Source organism: Rhizobium leguminosarum, assembly GCF_002953715.1.
GTDB classification, from domain to species: domain Bacteria; phylum Pseudomonadota; class Alphaproteobacteria; order Rhizobiales; family Rhizobiaceae; genus Rhizobium; species Rhizobium leguminosarum_V.
Map to the genome: position 1 here is coordinate 372,781 of NZ_CP025015.1, position 24,581 is coordinate 397,361.

General features: G+C 54.8%; 20 protein-coding genes and 3 pseudogenes. 15 read left to right on the forward strand and 8 right to left on the reverse strand.

From position 1 onward, the window contains the following. Window positions 1–67: 67 nt before the first annotated feature. Window positions 68–258: pseudogene (locus tag CUJ84_RS34050) on the forward strand (ISNCY family transposase); the annotation flags it as partial. Window positions 259–306: 48 nt separating this feature from the next. Here CUJ84_RS34050 and CUJ84_RS34055 read toward each other — a convergent pair. Genes CUJ84_RS34055 through CUJ84_RS34065 form a run of 3 tightly spaced genes read right to left on the reverse strand, consistent with a single transcriptional unit; the run spans window position 307 to window position 4,881 of the window. Further along, window positions 307–1,452: a response regulator gene (locus tag CUJ84_RS34055; RefSeq protein WP_105009904.1), complete on the reverse strand. Its 1,146-nt coding sequence runs from the start codon at window positions 1,450–1,452 to the stop codon at window positions 307–309. After that, window positions 1,433–1,906: a response regulator gene (locus CUJ84_RS34060; protein ID WP_105009905.1), complete on the reverse strand. Its 474-nt coding sequence runs from the start codon at window positions 1,904–1,906 to the stop codon at window positions 1,433–1,435. The genes CUJ84_RS34055 and CUJ84_RS34060 overlap by 20 nt, the downstream gene beginning before the upstream one ends. Further along, window positions 1,903–4,881 (reverse strand): hypothetical protein, encoded by a 2,979-nt coding sequence (locus CUJ84_RS34065; RefSeq protein WP_158687006.1) that lies wholly within the window; start codon window positions 4,879–4,881, stop codon window positions 1,903–1,905. Before CUJ84_RS34065 ends, CUJ84_RS34060 begins: the two co-directional genes overlap by 4 nt. 437 nt (window positions 4,882–5,318) lie before the next feature. Here CUJ84_RS34065 and CUJ84_RS39065 point away from each other — a divergent pair. From CUJ84_RS39065 to nifT, 12 genes and pseudogenes are all read left to right on the forward strand, one after another. Then, window positions 5,319–6,006 (forward strand): annotated as a pseudogene (locus CUJ84_RS39065) (IS66 family transposase); the annotation flags it as partial. Window positions 6,007–6,419: 413 nt separating this feature from the next. Further along, entirely contained in the window at window positions 6,420–7,628 is a 1,209-nt protein-coding gene (locus CUJ84_RS34080; protein WP_105009909.1) for an aspartate transaminase, read from the forward strand. Window positions 7,629–8,046: 418 nt separating this feature from the next. After that, window positions 8,047–9,570 (forward strand): AAA family ATPase, encoded by a 1,524-nt coding sequence (locus tag CUJ84_RS39070; RefSeq protein WP_245457631.1) that lies wholly within the window; start codon window positions 8,047–8,049, stop codon window positions 9,568–9,570. A gap of 248 nt (window positions 9,571–9,818) precedes the next feature. Then, entirely contained in the window at window positions 9,819–10,115 is a 297-nt protein-coding gene (locus tag CUJ84_RS39075; protein ID WP_105009910.1) for a TlpA family protein disulfide reductase, read from the forward strand. A 116-nt stretch (window positions 10,116–10,231) separates the two neighbouring features. After that, complete coding sequence (locus tag CUJ84_RS34095) at window positions 10,232–11,083, forward strand: electron transfer flavoprotein subunit beta/FixA family protein (RefSeq protein ID WP_105009911.1); 852 nt, start codon at window positions 10,232–10,234, stop codon at window positions 11,081–11,083. Window positions 11,084–11,100: 17 nt separating this feature from the next. Continuing rightward, a complete protein-coding gene (locus CUJ84_RS34100; protein ID WP_105009912.1) occupies window positions 11,101–12,201 on the forward strand; it encodes an electron transfer flavoprotein subunit alpha/FixB family protein in 1,101 nt (366 codons plus the stop codon). Between the two features lie 18 nt (window positions 12,202–12,219). Further along, window positions 12,220–13,527 carry an NAD(P)-binding protein gene (locus CUJ84_RS34105; RefSeq protein WP_105009913.1) on the forward strand — a complete coding sequence of 436 codons (1,308 nt, stop codon included), beginning with the start codon at window positions 12,220–12,222 and terminating at the stop codon, window positions 13,525–13,527. 12 nt (window positions 13,528–13,539) lie between these two features. Then, the gene (locus tag CUJ84_RS34110; RefSeq protein ID WP_105009914.1) at window positions 13,540–13,836 is read left to right on the forward strand and encodes a ferredoxin family protein; all 297 of its coding nucleotides are present in this window, start codon (window positions 13,540–13,542) and stop codon (window positions 13,834–13,836) included. 190 nt (window positions 13,837–14,026) lie between these two features. Continuing rightward, window positions 14,027–15,586 (forward strand): nif-specific transcriptional activator NifA, encoded by a 1,560-nt coding sequence (nifA, locus tag CUJ84_RS34115; protein ID WP_105009915.1) that lies wholly within the window; start codon window positions 14,027–14,029, stop codon window positions 15,584–15,586. A gap of 197 nt (window positions 15,587–15,783) precedes the next feature. Further along, window positions 15,784–17,262 (forward strand): nitrogenase cofactor biosynthesis protein NifB, encoded by a 1,479-nt coding sequence (gene nifB, locus CUJ84_RS34120; protein ID WP_105009916.1) that lies wholly within the window; start codon window positions 15,784–15,786, stop codon window positions 17,260–17,262. A gap of 29 nt (window positions 17,263–17,291) precedes the next feature. After that, window positions 17,292–17,486 (forward strand): 4Fe-4S binding protein, encoded by a 195-nt coding sequence (locus CUJ84_RS34125; RefSeq protein WP_017958634.1) that lies wholly within the window; start codon window positions 17,292–17,294, stop codon window positions 17,484–17,486. A gap of 259 nt (window positions 17,487–17,745) precedes the next feature. Next, window positions 17,746–17,952 carry a putative nitrogen fixation protein NifT gene (gene nifT / locus CUJ84_RS34130; protein ID WP_027667872.1) on the forward strand — a complete coding sequence of 69 codons (207 nt, stop codon included), beginning with the start codon at window positions 17,746–17,748 and terminating at the stop codon, window positions 17,950–17,952. Window positions 17,953–18,166: 214 nt separating this feature from the next. Here nifT and CUJ84_RS39340 read toward each other — a convergent pair whose 3' ends face one another. The 4 genes from CUJ84_RS39340 to tnpA form a co-directional block, all read right to left on the reverse strand. Next, on the reverse strand, window positions 18,167–18,472 hold the full coding sequence (locus CUJ84_RS39340) for a hypothetical protein (protein WP_105009805.1): 306 nt from the start codon (window positions 18,470–18,472) through the stop codon (window positions 18,167–18,169). After that, window positions 18,472–20,037, reverse strand: a complete 1,566-nt coding sequence (gene tnpC, locus CUJ84_RS34145; protein WP_105010013.1) for an IS66 family transposase — start codon at window positions 20,035–20,037, stop codon at window positions 18,472–18,474. Before tnpC ends, CUJ84_RS39340 begins: the two co-directional genes overlap by 1 nt. Before the next feature lie 72 nt (window positions 20,038–20,109). Then, complete coding sequence (gene tnpB / locus CUJ84_RS34150; protein WP_105009804.1) at window positions 20,110–20,457, reverse strand: IS66 family insertion sequence element accessory protein TnpB; 348 nt, start codon at window positions 20,455–20,457, stop codon at window positions 20,110–20,112. After that, window positions 20,454–20,834 (reverse strand): IS66-like element accessory protein TnpA, encoded by a 381-nt coding sequence (gene tnpA / locus CUJ84_RS39470; protein ID WP_105009803.1) that lies wholly within the window; start codon window positions 20,832–20,834, stop codon window positions 20,454–20,456. The genes tnpB and tnpA overlap by 4 nt, the downstream gene beginning before the upstream one ends. A gap of 21 nt (window positions 20,835–20,855) precedes the next feature. On the opposite strand from tnpA, the gene CUJ84_RS34160 reads away from it, so the two are divergent. Then, window positions 20,856–21,947: a class I SAM-dependent methyltransferase gene (locus CUJ84_RS34160; RefSeq protein WP_432444936.1), complete on the forward strand. Its 1,092-nt coding sequence runs from the start codon at window positions 20,856–20,858 to the stop codon at window positions 21,945–21,947. 83 nt (window positions 21,948–22,030) lie between these two features. On the opposite strand, the pseudogene CUJ84_RS39080 reads toward CUJ84_RS34160, so the two are convergent. Beyond that, window positions 22,031–22,289, reverse strand: a pseudogene (locus CUJ84_RS39080) (DUF982 domain-containing protein); the annotation flags it as partial. A 1,038-nt stretch (window positions 22,290–23,327) separates the two neighbouring features. Here CUJ84_RS39080 and CUJ84_RS34175 point away from each other — a divergent pair. Beyond that, on the forward strand, window positions 23,328–24,431 hold the full coding sequence (locus tag CUJ84_RS34175; RefSeq protein ID WP_105010026.1) for a pyridoxal phosphate-dependent aminotransferase: 1,104 nt from the start codon (window positions 23,328–23,330) through the stop codon (window positions 24,429–24,431). The last annotated feature ends 150 nt before the right edge of the window (window positions 24,432–24,581 follow it).

Below are 24,581 nucleotides of genomic sequence, written 5' to 3' on the forward strand. Positions count from 1 at the left end.
GGCTTCGACTGCCACACTTTGGCATATTGCGATGCCGGGAGCGGAGGCCGTCCACCACATCAGGTCAGGCATGACCCAGTTCGGGCGTGCGCTCTCAGAGCTAAACATCGAGATTCTCCGCGCAAATTGCAGGCAGGTCAAGGGTCGCATCGAGCGGATGAACCGGACGGTGCAGGATCAACTGGTCAAGGAGTTACGGCTGGCTGATATCGGCGATGTGGAGACTGGCAACGCATTTTTCCTGGCTGCATGGAGCACAACTGAAAGTGCAGCCAAAAAGGAGGCCTGCGATTCTTAAACCTACGATCATCTCGCGCTCAAAAGGGCACGTAACGCTGTGATTGTGAATTGAGCGGAAACGAAGCTCCCATACTCATGCAATTCATCGTCTTTTGATTCATTTGCCTTATCAACCACCACTTTGCAGCTAAATACATTTGCTTTATTTATGGAGAGCTCTGCCGCACGATGAAATCCATATATTTCCATATCGATGCCTTGGATTTTTCGGTGTTGCTGCTTCACAGCTTCAAGGCGTTTTTCGCTTGCGATTACAGCTGATCCGCTGGAGAAAATCGCCATCTTGGGGTTAGATTTGATGCTCGGCCGCACCTCGCCTGCATATTCTTTCTCCAGTGTCTTCAAAAGATCAGTTTCCTCAACCAATTTCGCGAGCGTACCTCGTGTATTCTGATCGACACTAACCTGATAAGGTTCGGCTTCCATAATATCACCTAGCCACTTGCCTGACTGATATTCCCAGCAGAGATCTGTGACCAAGAGTTGACCGAGTTTCGCATCCCCAACCCCCGCACAAATACCGCTCATGGCAAGTACGCTCGGAGCGTACAGTTCAAGAATTCTTGCCGTGATCGCTGTCGCGTTTACTAATCCCATTCGCGGAAGTTTTACAATTGCACCTTGTCGACCATCAATCTCACAATCCCAAAGATCAAGGCCGTGGCGCTGTATGCTCTCAAATTTGAAGCTTGGATCGCTAGCAAATGCGTCGCGTTCCTTTTTGAGCGCGGCCACGACCACAAACTCGTAGCGACCGCGGTCTCTAGCTTGCGCGAGGAAGATGTCTAAAGCCCGAGACCATACATCACGATTCTCAAAATCGTAGATTATACAGCCTCTCGCGGCAAACTGTTCACGGTATCGTTCGGCCTCCTCCGGGAAAGCCGTGATAGCGAGTAAAGGTACTCTTTGACGGCCGGAATAATCAAGCATCCGAAGAATTTCTGGGCCCGAGGCTCTACGGGTACCCCCATCCATACCTGGCATCCGGATATCTATGATGCAAAGGTCGAAGTCCTTATCCCCGAGAAGAGCGAACTGAGAGACATTTTCCACCCGCAGTATGCTGTTACGGTTCACGCGCCGTTCGATAAGTGCATTTCGAACCGAGTCGAACTTGTTATGATCATCTTCAAAGACTACGACGCGCATTAAGAAGTCCTAGCAGGCCATCGAAGGCCGCTTCCCATTTCGGTGTGTTGAACGAATACAATACCCCTCCAAGAACGTTCTGCTCATATCGCTGAGATATAATCTTTGCGACATTTTGCAGCTTTACTTTTTCACCGTTCAAAATGATATCGGGATACTGGGTGACAATGATGATCGCGGCTCTCTTTCCTGAAGCTTGCATAGCGCGCAAAACTTCGACTCCGCCGACCGCTTGAGCTAATCCTCCTCCCCCCTCGTCCGGCCGGACTTTGGAGAAAGTCGGCAAAGCCATATCAAGTACGACGAGGTCAAAGGTTGTCGTTACCACCGCAAGGACCGCTTCGCGGACGCTTTGAGCAAACGTAAGGTCTGAATCGGCAACGCCGTGAACGCGAAGCCGGTTTTTCAAATCAACTGTCTTATGCTCTTCATCCTCTACAAGCAGTACTTTCACGCGGCCTCCTTGTTCCCCACCTCACCAAGCTCGACAGTGAGCAAGAATGAGATCGTACAATCATTTCCCTCAAGAGCGTATGAAACTGTTGCTCGTCCCTCGCTGTTTTGAGTGATGTACCTGACTTTTTTAATCCCTGTGTATCCCTCCTTAACCATCGAAGCACCTAGATCATCATCCTTGAAACTTTGCTCGAGGCGAGCGAGATGTTCACTCTTCTCAACGCCGTCGGTCAGCGTTGAGGTGACCGAAACGATAAGCTGCGCGATGTTGGCTTGTGAGATTGTCAGGCCCTCTACAGACACCTTGATCGGCGCGTCAGGGTTTCCGTACATTAAAGCGTTCCGAATAAGAACGGAAAGACAGTCGTACATCCTATGAACAGAAAGGCCCTCCATCATCAGATCGGCATTTGCGCCTATCCAGCTGATGGCTGGATTTCGTGAATCCGGGCGCTCAACAGCCTCAATTACGATCAGGTCGCCAAGCTGCCGTGTGTTTGCGCTGACAAAGCCGCTTTCTGGCTGGCGAAACCAACTCGACAACCTACTGAATCTCTCGTGAACGGCGTTGCGCAACTCGTGCCTGAAATGCTTCTGAGCATCATCGGTGAAGTCACCTAGCAACGATTCCATCGAAGAAACAGCATTGTTCAGCAGCTCAACGCCAATGTATTTAGCTGCAGCCTTCAATTGCGGGTCGATTTCCGTCCAGCAAAATCGAATAAGAAGGTCATTGAACAACTCGCTGCTGCGTGCCGATTGGTTCATATTGCGTAGCACAGTCAGGTTTGTTCGGGTTCCTTCGTCCTCAGCATTCAGTTCAGATCTAAAAATGCCCCGCGGTTTTTGCGGCGTCTTGAACTGAAGAAATTCTCTACGCATATCCTCGATCATTTCACGGTACTCATCGCGCCATCGAAGATAAGCATCCATGAATTGTTCATCATAGGTGAGAATTTGGTACTGCGGCTTCTCAAGAATCGACTCCACGCCCCCCCGCATGATGCCGGTCAGGGTGTTGTGCCGGATGCGCCTGCCAAGATATGATTCGATACCGAAATTCGTATTTGTGCAAAACTGGTGAAACGCGTTCTTTGCGATCTCGAACAGCACGTAATCGAACGACGCAAGGACGACGATTTCGGCACCTTGCGCATTATTCACGCTCTTGACCTTGATAGTAGTAACGTTATCTCCTGGATCAATTAATCGAAGATATTGTTGCGTATAAGAAGTTGGATTTTCAACCAGCCACGTTTTCATCGCAAATCCGTCTACGTACATTCTGCTATCGTCGAAGTATTTCTGTAGTTTCGAGACTTGTCTCTGAGCTTCTATCGAGTCAGCTTCGATATAATACTCAATCCGCTCTCGCTGCTTGCCGACTAATCGCAATATGTCCTGTCGAACACGATCAGCCTGATCCGGATTGTTGATCAGCCAATACATCTTCTGCAAAGTTGGTCGATCCAGGATAGAAAGAAGGAAATTTGCAACTTCCGGAGTGGAGGGCAATAGCCAGTTGAAGAACGCCGGTATACTCGCAGCAAAGCTCGCCTCAATTGTCATCGAGAGATTTAGTCGGAATTTGAAATCGACGTCATCGTTATTTGAGCGCGCCTTGTAGAGAGCTAACGCGAGAACCGTGACTAGCGGCTTTGATTCCTCATCCGCAGTGCCGTATAGGCGTTCCAGTTCGTGCTCGGTCATCAAAACAGCGAGCCCTGTCGTATGCTCAAAGATGAAGCGTATATCACGCTGGTCCAGAGCGGCGAGATCACGCGCTCCTTGGAGAAATATGAGGAAGTAAATCGTTCGCAAGAATTTTCCGCCAGCTTGAATATTGAGATAATCGTCTGCTCGGACAAAACCTAAAAGTGCTTTATTCAAATCTTTTCGAGATGGTATTTTGTAGTCTTTAATGGCGGGCTGTAGGTTTGAAATTGTTCGTAAGAATCGCGGACCTAGTACTCTGTCTACAAAGCTCCTGTACTTTGCTGGCCTAGCAAACTCGAGAAAAGCGCAAGACCTGCGATAATAGACGATATCTGCGTCTTCTTGATGGCAATCGTCGAATAGTTCTCGCTCATTGAACGCAACGGCCGAAAAATGTTCGAATGCGGCCCTGAGGGCCGGCGACATATGGCGATCAATCGTCGCGTTCAAGCTTGGCCACTGCTCGCTGAGATGTCGGATTGTCTGGACAGCCACTATCGTATCCACAAGCGACATTGAGCTTGCTTTGCGCAGGTATGAGCCAACGTCAGCCAGAGCGACAGGCACGGCAGCTATATTGTGTAACGGCAGCAATTGACGGAAGTCATCCTTCACATACTTCGCGACCAGTTGAACGCGACTTGCGGTGCCGTTGATCAGTGGAAATTCGTTATCGATCGCTTCCATCGCCGAAAAGAAGGGAACAGAGTATTCGCTCTGGTTGAGTAGCCCGGCGATTTTGGCTAGCTCCTCGGAAAGATCATTCCGGTTGGCGTCCTTTGAAACAATATACGCGATTTTCTTTGCGAGGAAATTTGATGCGCCGCACTGCTCCGCTAAAGTAAGCAGCGATTTTAGAGCATCTTTCGATCTAGCATGCACAATGTGCCTTAACTCGGAAATTAGTCCGATCGTCGCTTGCACCTCTTCGGCCCAGCCATTGAGATATCCAATAGTAAATGTCAGTTCTTCGTGGGGCGGGAGCTCGTTGAGAGAGTGAGGCTTGAGGAGCGATTGATAAGTGTTGCTTCTGTTTGGAAATGGAAACGCCCCGTCGTACCCAAGAAGCAGTTCAGCTGCGATCGCAAGATTTCGTCCGCAAGCGGCGTGCCGCAGCAGATTTACGCTGCTTGAAGAGATTGATCGTTCGGTTTCTCGAGAAATTATTCCGCGAAGCAGATTTCGAATTCGATCGTCTCGGATACGGCGTAGTTGCAAATAAAACGAGCGGTGGTGTGCATTCCCACCTTTGTTCACTATCTGTCTAAAGGGATTTCTTGATCTCATTTTGTCCGCGAATCAGTGCTTGCAACATTTATCTCTGCACGTTAATGACTGCTGCGAATGTTTCAACTTCTATTATGCGCAGTGCGTTTGCTGTCTTTGTGAAGTGTTGAGTTGTGCTTTAGCGGGTGAACATGATACTGGACTACCGGTCCGGAGAACCCTGCAAATCGCCACCGAAGCGGGAATGAAGATCCGACCAGGTCCTTAGTTTAAAATCTTTTTCCGAGGCTCTTCGGGCGCGAAAGCGATCGCTTCAATTTAACCTGCTGGGTGAGCTCGGCCAGCTGATCACGATCGGCAGGACGGAGGATGCCGCGGCTACGCTGTCGCCGCCAGGTGGGCATCGCCTGCCGCCTAGCGCCTTGATGACCCTAAGACACGTGTTCAACGACGCCGTTAGCGACGTGTCTTGCTGCCCGGGATGCGGGGGTTAATTGCGTCTTGTCAGTGAGGACGTTAGCGAAATCTTCGACATGAAAAACCGCGCAGATGGAAGTCTTTGAGGTTGCTCGACTAAAGAACTCCTGCCGCTGCTGCGAGAAAATGGTGCAGGTGGCACACCCAGCCGCCCGATACCGGCCAGTATGGCGGGCACTGGCCTCTTGGCGTACATTCTGGTCTCAAAGTTCGACGACTATTTGCCACTGTACCGTCTAAACGAGACCTTCGCCCGTAAGGGCGCCGACATTCCCGATAGCACGATGGTTGATCGGTGTGTTCATGCCATGCAGGTGCTTCAGCCTCTCATCGAGCGGATCGAAACGGCGATCATGACACGTGACCTCCGTCATGCCGACGACACCCGATCCGGGTGCCGGATCCCTCGCTGCCAGGCAAGGGCTGGGCAAGGGTGTGAAGAAGGGCAGGACCTGAACTTTGTCCGCGATCAGCGTCCATGAGTGGGGACTTCCCCCCCGGTGCAGTCTACCTTTTGCCCCTGACTCGAAAGAAGAGCGCTTCCACCGCCACTCAAGCAATCAAGCGGCATCCTTCAGGCTAACGGCTACAAAGGACACAACAAGCTATGCTTATCTGGAGCGGAGGCTTCCTCGCTGCAAAGTGGCTGCGTGCTGGGCGCATTGGCGACGGGGGTTCCTTGAAGCTCAGTTGTCGCGAATTGCCCATTTCATTGGCGGGGTTGTCGAACACTCAGACCGATTGCGCATGGAGTTTTGCCGAAGTTCTCCTCTAAGCTTTTGAACCAATTCGTAAGAATTCTCATCAGTACGACCCGTCAAAATAGGCACGGATTTTGCTGCCTGTAGAGCGAGCGGTTTAGGGGGTGGGTCTTCAAAGGGGCAATAACGCAATCTGGAACTTAAGTCCTGATGCTCTGAGTTCGTCGGGGGTCACCAGATTGGCAATCAACTTTCTCAAGCTTTCGGCGACCTTGATCCTGCCATCAACCATCACGGATTCGTCGACCTTTTCTGACCGGAAAGATGCGCGGCGAAACCGACGCCGTTCACTGAGGCCTATCCAGCCTCTCCAGAACCGAGGAAATCCCAATGAGCACCTTCGTGCCTGCATCGCGTGTGTCCAATATGAAGATCTCGCCGAGCACCGCTGCGGCAGCCCGGGCTCGCGAACTGAAGGCAGCCGGCCGCGATATCGTCGACCTGACGGTCGGCGAGCCGGACTTCGACACGCCAGACAGCATCAAGGCCGCGGCGCACGCAGCCATCGACAGGGGCGAAACCAAATATACCGCCGTCAACGGCACGCCGGCGCTACGCAAGGCAATCATCGGCGATATCAAGCGCCGGCTCGGCCTCAGCTACGCGGACAACGAAATCTGCGTGGGCGGTGGCGCCAAGCAGGTTCTGTTTCTGGCGCTGATGGCGAGCGTGGAAAACGATGCAGAGGTGATCATTCCCGCACCATACTGGGTTTCCTATCCCGATATGGTCATTGCCAACGAAGGCAAGCCGGTCATCATCGGATGCCCGCAGGAAGCAGGCTTCAAACTCACGCCGGAGGCTTTGGAAAAAGCGATCACGCCGAAGACCTTGTGGCTGGTTCTCAACGCGCCGTCCAATCCGACGGGCGCGGCATACGACAGGAGCGAACTCGAAGCCCTCGGCAAGGTGCTGCTGCGCCATCCCCACGTCTTCGTGCTCTCCGACGATATCTACGACCAGGTCTGGTTCAAGGACGAGCCGATGACGACGCTGGTTGCCGCCGTCCCGGAACTGAAGGAGCGTGTTCTGCTGACCAATGGCGTCTCAAAGTCCTACGCCATGACCGGATGGCGTATCGGCTACGCGGCGGGTCCGGCCGCCCTGATCGCAGCCATCAACAAGCTGCAGTCGCAGATGTCGTCCTGCCCATCGTCCGTCAGTCAGGCCGCCGCTGCCTATGCGCTGTCTTCGGACCAGTCATTCGTCGCGGAAAGCGTGAAGGTCTATAAGGAGCGACGCAATTATGCGTGCTCACGGCTCAATGCCGTGCCCGGCCTATCCTGCCTGGTGCCGGACGGAGCCTTCTATCTGTTTCCGAACTGTGCTGGTGTCATCGGCAAGAAGACGCCCGAAGGTAAGACAATCGAGACAGACCTCGATTTCGTGCTCTACCTGCTGGATGGCGTCGGGGTCGCGGCGCTGCAGGGTGCCGCCTTCGGGATATCGCCTCATTTCCGCCTCTCGATCGCAACGTCGATGGAGGTGATCACGCAGGCATGCGATCGCATCGAACGGGCCGTTGCCGACCTGTATTGACTGCAAAGCGGCGGTGGGATTTGCGCCCCACCGGCGGCGGTTTTGCGAAACGCGTCAAGCCGCTGATCTGCGGCTTATGGCGCAGCCGTCATGAATTGTCCGACTCGAAGCCTGTCGGACCGCCTCTCCGTCGCTGTAGTGATCGTGGGCGGATTGCGACACGACATGTCGGCAACCCTACAAGCCCTCCATATAGCGACAAAAAAAGATGTGCAATCTCGGAGGCTTGCCCGCGCAACCTGATTGGCACGAGTAGTGCTCAGAGTAGGCCGGGTCGCTAGGGACCTGATCCGATTTTGGGAGATCAAGCGACTATGCACACCGTGCCTGCCGCGACGTTTGGAGAGAAACCTGATGCGAGTGCTGCTTTCAAAGACCCAGGCGTTCCACCCCACTCCACTTTCAAAGGAACATCGTCATGAGTGAATCCGCTCGCTTTGTGTGGCAGAAACTTCTTCGCCATTTCAAGACCAATGATTTGGCAGTTCTCGTGAGCTCACGCCGGCAGTTTACCGCACATCTCCTGCCAGATCTTCAAACCATTATCGAGGACCAAGTCGCACCTTGGTCCCCTGAGCTCTTGGGCTTCCATCAATGGATCGAGTATTTCCCAATGAAGCTGTCAGACCTGACCACTTCCGAGGGAAAACACGCCGTGCAGCTGACGCCCGTGCAGTATCAGGACATCGACATTGGCGAAGATGAGCCATATGCTTCGATTAACAACGGTCTCTGGCTGATAATGATCGACGGCGACGTGCCTGCAGCAGTCATGTTGTCGAAGTTCAAAGTCCGGGGTGGTTCAAAGGTCCAGGTCGAAGTAGCTCACCTGCCCAATGACGTGGGTCATGACTTCGCCGAGGGCTTTCTGCGCACAATCGAGGCGCACGGCAAGAGCTCCCGATATTATCGCAACAAGGCCGTCTCTTTCGAGTCCACTGACTTCGAAGGCACGAACGAAACAATGCGCGTGCATAAGCTCCCTGCCGTAAGCCGGGACGACGTCGTGCTTTCAAAGGCGACTATGGCCCAGCTCGACACGCACGTCTTCGATTTTGTTAAATGCCGGGAGGAGTTGAAGCGCCTCGGCCAGTCAGGACAGAAAGGGATCCTGCTCTACGGAGAGCCTGGCACCGGCAAGACCCATGTCGTCCACTATATCGCTGCCAACCTGCCCGAGCACAGCACAATTCTGGTCACGGCTGAGCAGATGCTGGATATGGAGGAACACTTCGCGCTGGCTCGCGTCCTGCAGCCATGCATCATGGTGTTTGAGGATGTGGATCTGGTCGCCCGTTCACGCGATGATATTTCGGGCCAAAAGGCAGAAACCCGCCTGAACCGTCTGTTGAACGAGATGGACGGTCTCGGCACAGACGCGGACATCCTCATCCTCCTGACCACGAATCGGCCGAAATCCCTCGAGCAGGCACTCGCCACCCGTTCGGGCCGCGTAGATGCGGCTCTTGAGATCCCTCTCCCTGATGACGATTGCCGCAAGCGGCTGATCGAGCAATACGGTCATGCGCTGAACTTCCAGGGAGGAGCTTTGGCCGAAGCCGTCCTCCGTTCAAAGGGTGCCAGCGCCGCATATGTCAAGGAAATTGTGCGCCGCCTCGCCCAACGGAGCATTATGAGAGGTGTCGCCCCACTCGTCTCACGCGAGGATGTTGAGGCGGTCTTCGCCGACGCTGAAGCAGAGGCCAACTCCCTCAAGAGGAATGAGAAAACCGTAAGAAGACACATCGTAGAGCAAGGCGATGAAGACGATTGCTGTGGCAGGGGAAACGAAAGTGAGAACCTCACCCCAAGAGATCGCCGCCGAAGTCCTCCGGAGGCTAAGTCCCCGGCACCTGCGACTTACAGGCATCGCTTGCACGGCCCCGCGGCGTCCAACGCGGAGAAGCATAATCGGTGTTCACGACTAGTGGTAACTCTTTAATGACCTCCATCGACATCAAGGCTCGGTGTCTTCCTGTCACGACGGAGACATCGCCACCCTGCCAAAAGAAGGACATGCAATGGCCACCCGCACCCGCAGAAGCCATTTCAGAAAACGAGATCTCAAGCCTGCGTCCAACAGACGGAACATGCGCCGCGGTTCGAAATCGAAGCAACTCGACCTGACACCTAACACGCTCATTCCTGGCGCAACGAAGCGCCGGAAAAAATAGTGGCGGAGACCAAAACATGACCCCTGATTTGGGCATAGACTCTCCAGCTCCGTCCATCAAAGTGCAGCACTGGCTGCGCGGCGATCCGCTTTCCAACTTCCAGCTCGGCAAGATATACATCTTCGACTTTTTTGCGACTACCTGCGGTTATTGCCGGTCGTCGCTGTCCTACCTGGCGCAGCTGTCTGTCTCCGGGATTGTAATTCTCCCGGCTCATAGCGCAGCTGACGTTAATGGGCCGCCCTCTCCATCGATTAGTTATTGGCGGATTGCGACACGGCATGTTGGCAACCCTACAAAATCCTGTGCATAGCGACAAAGAAAGATGTGCAATCTCCAAGGCTTACCGGCGTAACCTGATTGGCACGAGCAGTGCTCAAAGCAAGCCGGGTCCTTAAAGCCAAAATCTGATTGGGAGCTTAAACGACTATGCACATCGTGGTCTGTATCAAACAGGTGCCGGACTCTGCGCAGATTCGCGTCCACCCGGTGACAAATACGATAATGCGCCAAGGTGTACCGACCATCATTAACCCTTTCGACCTTTTTGCTCTCGAAGAGGCACTCCAGGTTCGTGACCGTTATGGGGGCGAGGTGACTGTTCTCACGATGGGCCCGCCCATGGCTGAGCAAGCGCTACGCAAGGCGCTCACCCACGGCGCAGATCGCGCAGTGCTTCTGACCGACCGCCACTTTGCTGGATCTGACACGCTGGCGACCTCGTATGCTCTTTCTCAAGCAGTAGCGAAGATTGGCGAGAGCTATGGGGCGCCTGATATCGTCTTTACGGGAAAGCAGACAATTGACGGCGACACGGCCCAGGTCGGACCTGGAATTGCAAAGAGGCTGAACCTCCAGCAACTGACTTACGTAACGAAGATTGTCTCCATTGATCCCACTTCGCGCGAACTCATGGTTGAACGGCACGCGGAAAGCGGCACGCAGATGCTGAAGAGCACGTTGCCAAGTCTCATCACCGTGCTGGAAGGTGTCAATGCTATCCGCCGGGGCTCTCTTGATGACGCCTTCCGTGCCGCGCGAAGCCCGGTTCTTAAATGGGGGGCCTCTGACGCCGGCATTGGGGAGTTGACCAAATGCGGCCTAAGGGGATCGCCGACGGTCGTGAAGCGAGTATTCGCTCCCGGTCCGCGCGCCGAAAAAGCTATGCAAATGGACATTAACGACAAAACGTTGGCCGAGGTCGCCGCGGAGACGGTCGCTGCAATTTTTGCCCGCCAGCCCGTTTTGGAACGCAAGCTCACGTGCCATGGCAATCGGTGAACAGCGAGGAGTAGATTTTGGTCGCTAGAAAAAATGAAACGCCGGCAAACGCGGTCGGCCGCGCCAGCTCAGGGAAAAAGCTGCTTAAGTGTTTCGAAGATCACCGGCACGTCTGGGTCTTCATGGAACTTGAGCGCGGCAAGGTTCATCCCGTATCGATTGAACTCCTCGGCGAAGGCCGCAGGCTAGCTGACAAACTGGGTGTCCAACTTGCCGGGGTAATCCTCGGTTCGTCTGAAGGCGTGGGGACCAAGCCGGCCATTGAAGAGGCCTTCGCTTACGGAGCTGATATCGCCTATCTGGTAGAGTCGCCCCTCCTCGCCAACTATCGAAACGAACCCTTCACCAAGGCTTTGACGGATCTGGTCACTACTCACAAACCAGAAATTCTCCTTCTTGGCGCGACCACGCTCGGCCGCGACCTCGCCGGTGCTGTAGCAACGACCTTACAAACGGGGCTTACGGCTGATTGCACCGAGCTGGATGTTGATGGAGATGGTTCACTCGCAGCGACGCGGCCAACTTTCGGCGGGTCCTTGTTGTGCACGATTTACACGCTGAACAGCCGACCTCAGATGGCAACGGTGCGGCCCAGGGTCATGGCGACGCCGCAGCGTGCGGATAAGCCAATTGGACGCATTATCCAGCATGAACTCACAATGGTCGAGGAGGCGATCGTCACCAAAGTCCTCGCATTCCTCTGCAACGACGGTTCTGAGCAATCCAATCTGGCCAACTCCGACATCGTGGTTGGGGGCGGACTCGGCCTCGGCGCCGCAGGAAACCTGCAATACTTGAGAAACCTCGCAACGACGATCGGCGGGGGAGTCGGGTGCTCGCGCCCACTGGTCCAAAAAGGCTGGATGCCTGCTGATCGACAAATTGGTCAGTCCGGCCATACCATTAGACCCAAGCTCTACATCGCGGCGGGAATATCTGGCGCGGTCCAGCATCGCGTTGGCGTCGAAGGAGCCGATCTGATTGTCGCAATCAACCTCGACCAGAACGCTCCGATCTTTGACTTCGCCCACATCGGCGTTGTCGCTTGCGCGCTGGAGTTCTTGCCGGCGTTAACAGAAGCTTTCGCCAGGCGAATGCCACCGCACAACGCTATCTAGGGTATGGAGGAAGGCTAAATGACCAAGAGTAAGTTCGACGCGATCGTCATTGGTGCCGGTATGTCCGGTAACGCCGCAGCGTATTCGATGGCCAGTCGCGGTCTAAAAGTGCTGCAATTGGAGCGCGGAGAACATCCGGGCTCTAAGAATGTTCAAGGGGCTATATTGTACGCCAACATGTTGGAGGCGATTATCCCAAACTTCCGCGATGACGCTCCTCTTGAACGGCATCTGGTCGAGCAACGATTCTGGCTAATGGATGACTCGTCGCACACGGGCGTACACTATCGCTCTGATGACTTCAATGAACTTAAGCCAAACCGGTATACGATCATCCGTGCCCAGTTTGACAAGTGGTTCTCATCCAAGGTGCGCGAGGCGGGCGGCACAGTCCTTTGTGAAACGACAGCGACGAAACTCGCTCGAGATCAGAGCGGTAGAGTAATAGGCGTTTACACGGACCGAGAGGGCGGTGTGATCCTCGCGGACGTAGTCGTCCTCGCTGAGGGCGTGAACGGACTCCTTGGCACACGAGCCGGCTTACGCGATATGCCGAAGCCAGAAAATGTGGCACTCGCTGTCAAGGAAATGCATTTTATGCCGGAAGAGGTCATTGCAGAGCGCTTCGGCCTCACCGGTAGCGAAGGCTGTGTGATCGAAGCCGGCGGCACGATCTCACGCGGAATGGCCGGGCTGGGCTTCCTTTATACCAATAAAGAGTCGATCTCGGTGGGGATCGGCTGCCTCGTTTCCGGTTTAGCGGCAAGCATGGAAAATCCGTACCGCCTTCTTGACGCCTTCAAGCAACATCCCTCGATCCGACCATTACTGGCCGGATCAGATATCAAAGAATACGCCGCGCACCTTATTCCAGAGGGGGGCTTCAAGGCAATCCCGCAGCTCTTTGGCAACGGGTGGGTCGTCGTGGGCGACGCGGCGCAACTAAACAATGCCGTGCATCGCGAGGGATCAAACCTTGCGATGACATCAGGTCTCATGGCGGGTGAAGCGATCTTCCAGATAAAGAGCCGTGGCGGCTTGATGACGAAGCGCAATCTCTCTCTTTATAAAGGCATGCTGGATAAGTCGTTCGTCATGCGAGACCTGACGAAACACAAAGATCTTCCAGGCCTCCTCCACACTGACAGTCACAATTTTTTCATGACGTATCCAACGCTTATATCTCAGGCGGCGCAAAATTTTGTGCGCGTCGACGGTGCACCTAAAATCAACGGGGAGAAGGCCACAGCTGCCTCCTTTATCAACGCACGGTCCCGTTGGGGGTTGATTAGCGACGCGGTCCGCTCCGCCGTATCTTGGCGTTAAAGGAAAATTCGGATGAAGGCGACCATCATAGAGCGCATTGAAGATAAGCTGTACCAAAACCGATATCTCGTCGATACTGGACGTCCGCACATTGCGGTGCGACCGCATCTGTCGCCAAGCCCAAACCTCCTCGCCTTGACGCAAATCTGTCCGGCCAAATGCTACGAGCTTAACGAAATTGGTCAGGTGGCGATTGTTTCCGATGGCTGCTTGGAATGCGGCACATGCAGAGTGTTATGCGAAGCTAGTGGCGACATCAAGTGGAATTATCCCCGGGGCGGGTTCGGGGTCCTCTTCAAATTCGGATGAGGAGTACCTACCTCCGCCGCGATAGCAGCGACCGATCCAGTTGCATTAGCGGCGGCGATTGAATGTGCATCCACTCATCACCTTTCGAAAGGCTATGCCGTCGGGAACACGTATCTTTAACTTAGGAATATGCGTTAGCATATTTCGCGCACCAGGGTAAAAAGCAGTGCACCCTCCCCTGTTTGTAGGCATGATTAAACCAGAGGCGCGGCTCCATATACTCTACGACATATCCAAAGAGCTTATCCGTTCTTTTCCTCTAGACAACGTTCTGAAGGCTGCGATGAACGCCCTCGTCGAGCATCTGCTATTGCGCGATGGCGGAATCGTGATTCACGGCTCCGGAGGAGAGCCCTGGATCAACGTGCGGGCTCCCATTGGGCACGACGTTCGCTCACGTTCTCTTACGATTGAACAGGCGGACGCAATAAATCGCGTCATCGCTAGCGGTGAGAAGCACTTTGGGAAAAATTCTGCCGTTCTCCCCGTTAAAGTAAACCGGAAAGCAATTGGCGCATTGTGGATTGATTTCGCGCAGAAAAGCGGAGATCAGGACGAAACCCTTCTGGCAATGATTGCCGTCCTGATCGGCTTAACCTGCCAGCGCTATCGCGAATTGTGCAGCGATGGCGGCTCAGTCGCCGAGGTACAACAAGCAGGACAGATTGCGAAAATCAAGCTGAAGTCTCATCCCACCCAAATCGATAAAATCGACTGGATCGTTGGGGAGAGCCCAGCGATCAAGAGGGTATTAGCTACCACCGAGCTCGTGGCCGCGACGAACTCCGCGGTGCTCTTGAGAGGAGAGAGCGGCACTGGCAAGGAATGCGTTGCAAGAGCAATACACGAGTTATCGATGCGGAAAAGCAAGGCGTTTATTAAGTTGAATTGCGCCGCGCTGTCGGAAACCGTTCTGGAATCCGAATTGTTTGGCCATGAGAAGGGCGCTTTCACTGGCGCTCTCCTTCAACGAGCTGGACGTTTCGAACTGGCCAATGGCGGAACGCTATTGCTTGATGAAATTGGCGATGTATCACCACAATTCCAGGCGAAGTTATTGCGCGTGTTACAGGAAGGCGAATTCGAACGTCTCGGCGGAACGAAGACATTGAAAGTAGACGTTCGAGTTATATGCGCCACCAACAAAAACCTTGAAGTGGCCGTCCTTCGAGGGGAGTTCAGAGCCGACCTCTATTACCGGATCAATGTGGTGCCCATCATTTTGCCGCCACTTCGGCAGCGTGACGGTGACATTTCGCTTCTAGCGCAAGTGTTCCTCGAGCAATTCAACAAGGCAAATGATCGAAATTGCGACTTCGGACCGTCGGCAATAGACATTTTGTCGAAATGCGCCTTCCCCGGCAATGTTCGCGAGCTGGACAACTGCGTTCAAAGGACCGCCACTCTCGCCAGTTCAAATACCATCACTTCAACGGATTTTGCCTGTCAGCAAGACCAGTGTTCTTCGGCGCTCCTCCGGAAAGCCGACGGCGACGGTATTGGCAACGACGCGATGCATGGTCTCAACCCGCGAGATACAATGTCGGGCGGACTGGGCGCCCACGCAGGCACTCCCAGCGGTGCCGCAGCCACAATCGAGGCAGCGGGCCTCATCGAGCGTGATCCGCTGATCAAGGCAATGGAGAGGGCTGGTTGGGTACAGGCCAAAGCGGCTCGTATCCTGGGTAAAACGCCGCGGCAGGTCGGCTATGCGCTACGCCGGCATGGTATCGATGTGAAGAAGGAGTGACGGCGATCGCCAAGAACTCCGTAAGCGTGGCCCAACGACTTCGGGCGCGATCTATTTTCATTTCTACAAGACATCTCCGGCAGCAAGCGGGGAAACGAGCGGTAAGGCGACATAAGCGCTGAAACAATAATATCTCATCGACCGGAATCTCTCTTGCTTTTGGAGATCTAACCTTTCCTCAACAGTGGAACAGTGCGATGTGGGAACCGGAAATAAAGGTCGGGACGACCAGCAGTGCCCCCTCCCACCGGGCGCCCATGGCTCCTACTATGCCCGGTGGCCGCGCATCTTCGTCCTATGGCCTTTCGGTGACGGATGACATAGATGCGCGGAACTGGGAGAGAATTAAAGACCATCCCTGCTTTTCAGAGCAAGCACATCACTATTTCGCTCGCATGCATGTCGCGGTCGCACCTGCCTGCAACATCCAGTGCAACTACTGCAATCGCAAATATGATTGCTCCAACGAAAGCCGCCCCGGTGTCGCATCGGTGAAGTTAACTCCCGACCAGGCACTACGCAAGGTGCTTGCCGTCGCCAGCAAAGTGCCGGAGCTTTCGGTAATCGGCATCGCCGGACCGGGCGACGCTTGTTACGACTGGAGGAAGACAGTAGCGACGTTTGAGGGAGTTTCGAGAGAAATACCTGACATCAAGCTATGCATTTCTACCAATGGATTAGCGCTTCCCGACCATGTCGATGAGCTAGCTGATATGAACGTCGATCACGTGACGATCACTATCAACATGGTGGATCCCGAAGTCGGGGCGACGATCTATCCATGGATACTCCACGGGCATCGTCGATACACTGGCATAGAAGCGGCCAGGATCCTTCACGAGCGCCAAATGTTAGGTTTGGAAATGCTGACCAAACGCGGCATCCTCGCCAAGATCAATTCGGTAATGATTCCAGGCGTCAATGACACGCACCTCGTGGAAGTTAACCGATGGATCAGAGACCGCGGGGCGTTCATGCACAATGTGGTGCCCCTGATTTCCAAGCCTTCGCATGGTACTTATTACGGTCTCACGGGGCAGCGTTGCCCGGAGCAGTTCGAACTAGAGGCACTTCAAGACTGTCTCGATGGTAACGTTAAGCTTATGCGCCACTGCCAACAGTGCCGGGCCGACGCCATCGGTTTGCTGGGCGATGATCGCGAGCGAGAGTTTGCCCTCGACCAAATCTCCACCAAAGTTGATTACGATGCCAGCAAGCGCGAGGCATATCGGACGTTGGTCGAGCATGAGCGAGAGGATCAATTTGCAGCAAAATTGGGCGCGAGCAAAGCAGTCAAGTCACTAGGTTCTTCGGGAACCCTTGCTGTTGCCGTGGCGACTAAAGGTGGCGGCCGGATCAACGAACATTTCGGTCAGGCAAGAGAACTTCAAGTGTATGCAGTCTCACGAAAGGGGATCAACTTGGTGGGACACCGCAAGGTCGAGCAGTATTGCCTCGGTGGTAAAGGCGAGAGGGCCACTCTCGATCACACTATCGTTGCACTCGACGGCATCGACGTTCTGCTTTCTTGCAAAATCGGCGATTTCCCAAAGAAGCGGTTGGCAGAAACCGGCGTGAGAGCTACTGACGCATTTTCCTATGACTACATCGAGACTGCGATTGGCGCGCTATACGCCGCCGAGTTTGGCGGCAAACCGGCGATGCGGACGGCTTAGGCCCCGCTGACTGAATCAGGAGCTAAAACATGGCCTTCAAGATCATTGTATCCCAATGCACCCAGTGCGGCGCTTGCGAATTTGAATGTCCCTCAGATGCGATCAGTTTCAAAGGTGAGGGATATGTTGTGGATTCAAAAAAATGTACCGAGTGCAAGGGTGAGTTTGACACGCAACAATGCGCTTCGGTGTGTCCGATGCCGAAGACCTGCGTCCCTGCCTGATCGCCACCGACTAAAGCGCGAAGAATGAGACGAGCGGTCAGTGGTCTCCTGGGCGAACATGCGGTTAGAAAATTGCGTACAACCGGAACCACATCCAGTGTGCGATGCGCGTAACCTGGTAGCCGACGTGGGGCGTGCCGCCCAAATCTCAGACAGAGAACGGAGGTATCGGCCTGGGGCATATGTTGTACTAAAATAATAGACTTTGATAACGCTCGACTTTCGATCTCCAAAGCCGCAGTAGCGAGAAGGGACATGCATGAGAGTGACAATCAGCAGAACTGACGTCGGCTTATCGGTCTATATTCACAAGAAAGACCTTGAGGAACCGATCATCTCGGTTGAGCACAAAAACCTATGGGGCGGCTTCATTTTGCTTAAAAATGGATGGCGGATTGCCCTCCCCGATCTATCGCAGAACAGGCGGCTGCCCGTTACTGTCGACGCGAGGAGGCTACCCAGTTAGCGTGTGCGCGGCTTGATAGATGTGCGTGGATGCGAAGCGCAAGCGGGCATACACGCCGAATATAGGGCATCGAGTTCACGATCCCTTGAAGGCGGTCATCGGCAGGAGGCCGCCCATAAATCAGGAGGAATCCGATATGATGCAACTCAACGAAACCACGCTCAAGGACCGTGAGCGTCCGGCGAATGCATTTCTTGCGTCTACGAGGCGCGGTTTAGGACTTGCGCCTTAGCTCATCTGCTATGACGCGCTCGATTATCTCGGGATCGCATTGTTCATCGACGAGGAACTGGCGGATTCCACCATCCCACGTCCGTATGTCGGCCAGGAGATCTCGAAGGTCGTCAATTCCATTTTCGGTCAGGCCTTTTGTGCCATCTTCACTGCCATCGCGGACATATACCAATTCGCCTTCGGCGATATTGTCCGAGTTGGCGGTGACTTCCTCGAGTAGTTCAAGGTTCTCGCCGATCATGACGGCGACTTCTTTGAGCGTGTAGATGAACCTCGAGCGTGCCATCACGCAGCCTCGTATCGGTCTTTCGCCGGCACCCACTGCCACGGCAGCAATTCGTGGAGCCGATCCTTGGGATGGCTCTGGATCCGGGTCAGGACGTCTGTGAGATAGACCTCCGGATTGTGGCCATGGAGTTTGGCAGTCTCGACGATGGTCAGGATGTTGGCGATGCGCTCACCGCCCTTGTCTGACCCGGCGAAGAGCCAATTTTTTCTTCCCATTCCAAGCGGACGCATGGCTCGTTCAGCTATGTTGTTATCGATTTCAACACGGCCATCGTCGATGTAAACGCTCAACGCTGCCCATCGCGAGAGGGCATATCGCATCGCTTCCGCCAGCTTCTGCTTCTGTGGCAGGGTCGAAAGCGTCTCTTCTATCCAGCTCTTGAGGTCCGCCAGAAGGGGCCTGGCGTGTTGCTGGCGCAGTGTACGCCGCTCCTCAGCCGACATGCCGCGGATACGATCCTCGATATCGTAGAGCGCACCGATGCGCGACAGCGCTTCGTCAGCGATCGGAGATGGCTTCAGCTTAATCACATCGTGGAACTTGCGGCGTACATGCGCCATGCAGGCGGCCTCGATGATCTGGTTGCCGTAAAGCTTCTTATAGCCACCATAGCCGTCCGCGTGCATCACGCCGCTGAAGGCAGCGAGGTGGTCGGCTGGATGCGCGCCCTTGCGGTCGGGGCTATAGTAGTAGGCTATGGCTCTGGGCGTGGGATCTTGATAGCCGCTGCCATCGAAGACATAGACCCAGACCCGCCCGGTTTTTGTCTTCCCTCGCCCAGGGTCGAGGACATCGACTGGGGTATCGTCCGTATGTATTCGGTCGACCGCGGCGACATGGGCTCTGATTAGCAAGATGAGCGGCGCAAGCAGAACGGACACCCGGCCAACCCAGTCCGCCATCACCGACCGGGAGATGTCTATCCCCAGCCGGTCGTACATCTCGGATAGACGATAGAGCGGAATGTGATCGTCGAATTTGGCGACCATGATATGGGCGAGCAACCCCGGTCCGGGCTTGCCTCGCTCGATCGGCAAGGTCGGCATTTCGCCAGACACCGTTGTGTCGCAGTCCCTGCAGATCATGCGCTTTTCGACGTGCCGGACAATCTTTACGGATGCCGGTATATGCTCCATCACTTGGACGACCTTGTCAGCCGCCTTCAGGAAGGACGTGCCACCACAGCTCGGACAACTGCAGGGCGCCGCATAAACCAGCTCTTCTGTTGGAAGGCCATCCGGCAGCGGTCTGCGTTTGGGCTTACCCGGTGCGTCGTCCAACTCCGGTAAGGGGTTTTTTCCAGAACGCACCTCAGCCTCGGCGCGGGAAGCCTCGATCTCCTCCAGCATCAGTTCAAATTGCTCGATCTTCCGGTCGATCTTTTCCGAAGAAGGACCGTGCTGCCGATGTCGGAGCAAATCCAACTGCGCGCGCAGAAGACCGATAATGGAGTCGCGCTTGGTGACTTCTGCTTCTTGCTCCTCAAGTTTCGCCGTCTGTTCAGCGACGAGCGCGCGCAAAGCAGATAGCTCGGCCTGACTGTCCAGCGGCGTTGTTTCCATACCCGCGTACATAGCCGATTTGCGCCGGAAGTGCCAGCATTATGCCCCGGATGTCTTTGCAAAATATAGCTTTTAACCCGTTCGTCCGGGAGCAGAAGTCCACGCAGGTCGGCGCCAGTCGATCCCCTCAACAAGCATCGACAACTGAGCTTGCGTCAGATGCGCAACCCCATCTTTCGCCGTCGGCCAGGGAAAGTATCCGCGTTCCAAAATTTTGTAAAACAGGCAAAACCCCTGGCCATCCCACCATAAAAGTTTGATCCGATCAGCGCGTTTTCCGCGGAATCCGAAGATCGCGCCAGAACCCGGCGCTTCCTTTATGACTGCCTCGACCAACGCTGACAGACCATCAATGCCGCGCCGCATATCAGTCACCCCGCAGGCCAGATAAACCTGCACATTCCCCGAAGGCCCGATCATGCCGCCTCCACACAAGCGACCAGTGACGATAGCACTTCGAGATCCATGTCCGCTGCGATTCTCAGTAAGCGGCCGTTCCTTAGGACGATTTCAACGTCTTTCCATCTCGACCGAGCACTGCTCCTCTTGGAACCGTCACTCACGCTCTCCGACGCTCCGATAAGCGATACCGGGATGAACGATGCGGCCTGGGGAGATTCGGGTGGCAAGAGCTTCTTTCGCCAGGCGTAAATCTGCTGCGGAAGAACGTCATGCCGGCGCGCGACATCCGAAACGGTGCCATCCGCGCTGAACGCTTCTTGCAATATCGAAAGCTTCAGTTCCGTCGACCATCGCCGTTGTCGCTCGGCACCCGTCAGGATCTCAACCTTGGCCATTCATACCCTGTTACGTCACAAATGAATCTTCTGTGTCGTAACTTGAGCCAATCTCGCGCCCAACCAAAATCCGCTCACCGGACGCTCACCAAGGACCTCGTGGACCGCATCCTTGGCGATATTGGCGGAGCGGTCAGCGTGCCGCTGGTACGGATTGGAGATGCTCTGGGGCTATACAGGACACTTAAGGAGATCGGGCCGGTGAAGGCCCACGAACTTGCCGATGCTACGGGATGCGCACCTCGTTATGTGCGCGAGTGGCTGGTGGCACAGGCCGCCTCAGGTTATGTGCACCATCAGAAAGGATTGTTCTCGCTGACGCCCGAACAGGCCTTCGTATTTGCCGAGCCGGACAGCCCGGTCAATCTGATCGGCGCGTTCGATACCGCTGCTGCGATGGTCGGAAATCAGCCGAAGGTGCAGTCTGCATTCAGGACCGGTGAAGGCGTTGCCTGGGGCGACCAGGCTGGCTGCATGTTCTGCGCTGTCGCGCGACTGTTCCGCCCTGGTTACGTCAATGCGCTGGTCCAGGAGTGGCTGCCGGCGCTCGATGGTGTGATCGCCAAGTTGAAATCGGGTGCAACGGTGGCCGACGTCGGATGCGGGCACGGGGTATCAACGGTGCTGATGGCGCAGGCCTTTCCCAACTCCCGGTTCACGGGTTACGACTTCCATTTGGGCTCGGTCGCGGCTGCGAAAGCGCATGCTGAGGCGCACGGTTTGGCGAACGTGCAGTTCGAGGTGGGCCTGGCGCAGGACTTCGACGGAAGCGACTTCGATCTGATCACCTGCTTCGACTGCCTGCACGACATGGGCGACCCGAAAGCTGCGGCGTCTCATATCAGAAAGGCGCTGAAGGACGGCGGCACCTGGATGGTCGTCGAGCCGATCGCGGGAGATACGTTGGAGGAGAACATCAATCCGGTCGGGCGCCTCTACTACTCGGCGTCGACGATGATCTGCGTTCCCACCTCGCTTGCGCAGGAGACAGGGCTGGCGCTAGGCGCGCAGGCAGGCGAACGGCGGTTGACCGAGGTGATCCGGTCAGGCGGGTTCACACATATCAGGCGCGTGGCCGAGAGCTCGCTCAACATGGTGCTCGAAGCAACCTGATGGCAAGGAGTGGCGCGTCCGTGTCCGGCCAGCGCAAACTGATGTCGAAAGCGGGTAGCCTTTGAGATTCGGACTATCTTTGGGCTTGAGGGCAGATCCGGTCGTCGCGCTCCAACTCCCTGCCGGACGAGAGAGAGCGGCGATACCCGCCTCATCGGCCACATGCAGAAGCGCTTACCGGAGTAGTTCCGGGGCAGTCTTCCCGCTCAATGCGTCGACGCAACGGCAGCCACATATTCCTCGCCGTCATAGCGTCGTTGATCAAGAGACGCGCCGCGTTGCCAGCGTTCATCCGATCTTGCGAGATGCCGGGCCTCGCAACGCAACAACGCAAACCCGCATTCTTTCCCCAGCGTGCCTTGGGCCTTGCGTGCTTCGTCGTTGACTGTATCGCCTCTATCCTGCGCCATTTTGGCCGAATGGCTTTCTGACGGGACCGTAACGGTATTCGAGAGGCAATTGAAAGTGAGGCGAGACACCGTCCGAAGATGGCTCGCTCAGTTGTTGGGAATGATTTACGAACGCCCGCTTATGATGGTTTTCACGTCTGGCTGCCAATGTCTCGATTTAATGCCGAACATTGTGCAAGGCGTCTTTCGCCTCAGGCGTGATCGTTACTCCTCCCGCGCAACGGTTGTCGATCCTATGATCATAAACGCCGGTGATCGCTTATGTTTGGGAAGCGTCGTGGTCCGATTTATCGTCAGCTATAGCAACGATATCGAAAATCCCTGAACAATCTCAATGAAAGCCGTTCTGAAGTGTCGATAACCTACTGAGATTCTGTTCGAGTTCATCGCTTATCGGCTAGACTGGTAACACGACGACTGAAAAGATCATGGATTTCGATATTGCCAATCCGCTCGATTCAGACGGGGCAATGGAAGCCGGCGATTCAAAAAAGTTATCGCCTCAGCCCTCGGCGTTCTTGCCGCGCGAAGCGCACCTGGCAGCCGTTGTCGTACCCTTAGAAAGAACCCGTATGACGCGGAATTAGTTGTCGGCAAGGATTATGTCGAAGTCGATGTCATCGATTAGATGAGCCACGCCAATTGTATCGTAACGCTGGCCGGGTAAGTTCGAGAAGGCCATTTCGATCGACCAATCGCGCGCTGCCATTTTCGAAACATGTGCTCGCGGAAAGTCGGCAACGTCCTTGCTCTCCTGTCCCTTCGCGCACAGCGGAATCATTTGGGCAGCAAACTGACAGTGATCGCGGCCTGCCAGTCAATTGATAGCATGGATGGATGCCATGCATAGAAACGATTTTACCAACCGTATGAAAATCCAATAAAAAAGTCGCGAGTCGATATGGAATGGACGAATAGGAGTATTTGTACCGGCAATGTGATCGCCCCAGCGAATGAAACGGAGAAAAACATGTCTGACGCAAAATTACAGAGCGTGCTTTCGGCTCTTTCGGAAGTGCCCAGACAGCTGAACGCTCTGCCTTCCAGTAAGGCGCCGGATGCTGGTTGCATCAAGCTAAACACGAATGAAAATCCATTTGCGTTGCCGGCAGTTGTCATGCAGAGCGCTATTGCTGCCCTCGAACGGCAGTATCTGTATCCGGAAAATGACAACATCAGTCTGAGGGAAGCAGCCGCCCTTACCTATGACCTCTCCAGAGATCAGGTGATCGCCGGGAACGGATCATCTGAACTTCTCGGGCTTATCTACAGGGCATTCCTTGCTCCGGGTGACACTGTCGCGATGGTGTCGCCGGGGTTTTCATTCAACCGCAAACTGGCCTTTTTGCAAGGAGCTGATTTTCTGGAAATTGGGTGGGAGGAAATTCACTCATTGCCGTCAATGCAATCACTCCTCGGACCAGCAAAAGATGCCAAGTTCATTCTGTTGGCTAATCCGAACAACCCAACCGGAACATTTATTCCGATTGCTGACATCGAACTCCTTGTGGCACAATCGGATCGGTTGATTGTTTTGGATGAAGCCTATGTCGACTTTGCACCTGACGATGCTCTACGTCTGGTTAAGCGTCATGCGAACCTCCTGCTCTTAAGAACATTTTCGAAGAGCTATGCTGCTGCGGGCATTCGAGTTGGGCTCGGATTCGGTCATCCTGAGGTCATCGGCAGACTGCGAAACATACAGAACGTCTTCAACATGAACGTGATTGGCCATGCTGTTGGCGTCAGCATCCTTTCGAATCGGTCCGCCTACGACGAGAACCACAAGCAAATTAAGTATGAGAGACAGCGAGTGAGCGCAGCGCTCTCGCAATTTGGTTTCACCGTAACTCCCTCGCATGCAAACTTCCTGCTAGCCCGTGTGCCAGCAGGAAGAGACAGCGTCTGGTGGCAATCCTCCCTGGAGCGGAGAAAGATACTCATTGCTGTCTTCCCCGATAGAGGACTGGAATATTCCATCCGCGTTAGCATCGGTACAAAAGCGCAGATGGATGCATTTCTTGCGGCGGTCAGCGATATTTTGGGAGCTGAGGATCTCGAAGGTCGGCCTTAAAGCAACACTGCCACTGCTCTATGCGTTGCATAAACATGATATGGCGGGCAACGGGAGGCCGCTGCTCGATACTATCCGCCCGGTTTGGACCGGCCATCAAAGTCAAATCAGGAACCATCTTCACAAAAGGCGCGCGTCGGCGCGACCTGC